Annotated in this window: 2 protein-coding genes; one reads left to right on the top strand and one right to left on the bottom strand. The window is 60.9% G+C overall.

Annotated features, from left to right (window positions below; translation table 11 throughout):
- Window positions 1-110: 110 nt before the first annotated feature.
- Window positions 111-821 carry a lytic transglycosylase domain-containing protein gene (locus AC1D00_RS40850; protein ID WP_477014611.1) on the bottom strand — a complete coding sequence of 237 codons (711 nt, stop codon included), beginning with the start codon at window positions 819-821 and terminating at the stop codon, window positions 111-113.
- A gap of 177 nt (window positions 822-998) precedes the next feature.
- Here AC1D00_RS40850 and AC1D00_RS40845 point away from each other — a divergent pair.
- On the top strand, window positions 999-1456 hold a 458-nt coding region (locus AC1D00_RS40845), incomplete at its 3' end, for an IS110 family transposase (protein WP_477014610.1).

The following is a 1456-nucleotide window of genomic DNA, read 5'->3' as shown; positions in this document are numbered from 1 at the left end:
CGGCGAGCCCCTTTTATCTCGCCGTCCTGCTGTCGTGTTTGCCCACCGCTCTCCCCATTCCGCCCATTCTACTCCAGAGCACGCCAACGCATGCGAGCTTGCGCGTTCCATCATTGCGCGCCTCCCGCATCAGATCTCGCGACAAACAACCCTGTTGCTTGTGGCACAATGGCCGAGACGTCGTGAACGGAGGCAGCCGTCGGAGCCCGTTTCGGTGGACGCCTGGCAGCGCTCTTTGGGCTTTCAGGCCGCACAACGAAGAGCGCTCCCGCGGATGACCGCAGACGAGCGACTGCGCTGGAAGTAGTAGGGTCGCTGCCGATGACTGGCGCGAGCTTCTGCAAATAGGCTTCGGTCTCTGCTGGCAATGGGCGGCCGGCAAGACGCTCATCGTAACGAGCAGGCCCCGCGTTGTAGGCTGCAAACAAGCCCGGCGCACCGTAACGGTCGCGCAGTTCGCGCAGGTACGCCGTACCTGCAAGTATGTTGTCATGAGGATCGTAAGGATCGTTGCCGAGGTCGTACCGAAGACGTAGCTCCGCCCAGGTTTCTGGCATGATCTGCATCAACCCCATGGCGCCCTTGGGTGACTTGGCGCGCATGTCTCCGGCGCTCTCGACGTCTATGACTGCCAGTATCCAGCGCACCGGCATTCCAAAGCGACGCGAGGCCGCTTCAACGAAATCCGCAAATGAATTGCCAGTTCGATAACTCGCTGTAGGCTCTGCCGGTCGCGTCTCGGCGACAGCAGCAGCGTTACTCACAGTCAGTGCCACGAACAGGGGTACGGCAGCGCACAGGCTCCTCTCGAAAAAATACAAGCGTGCCGGCGTGCTCGCGCCCGTCCAGGGTAAAGCCGCTTCGCGCCGGCCTTTCGGCCGCCCTGGACCGCCGCTGCGCGCGTCGGCTTTGCAAGCTTTGGTCGGGACATGGGGTAATCGCGGAGCAGGCTCCTTGCTAGCCTCTGCGCACTGATACCCTATCCGAGGAGCAACGCAATGCAGCCGATCACCCAATATGTTGGTCTTGATGTGTCGCTTGAAGAAACCAAAGCTTGTGTAGTCGATGAAGCCGGTAGGACGCTTTGGCGAGGATGTTGCGCGTCGACGCCTGACGAGATTGAGCAGGTTGTCTGCAAGCATGCGCCAAATGCTGTGCGCGTTGGCCTCGAGACCGGCATGCTTTCCGTCTGGCTCTTCCACGAGCTGAAGAAGCGCCGAATTCCAGTTATTTGCATCGACGCCCGCCATGCCAAGGCGGCCTTGTCGCTCCAGATTAACAAAACGGACGCCAACGACGCGCATGGAATCGCCCAGGTGGTTCGCGTCGGCTGGTTTCGGCAGGTGCTGGTCAAGAGTATGGATACCTATGCGGTCCGCGCCATGATCAGCGCCCGCGCGCAGCTCGTTAGCACGGCCCTGAAGATCAAGAATACCGTCCGCGGACTGCTGAAGAC

Source organism: Bradyrhizobium sp. P2_E8 (assembly GCF_056403875.1).
The sequence above is the reverse complement of the archived record's forward strand: the minus strand, read 5'-3'. Positions and strand labels throughout refer to the sequence as shown.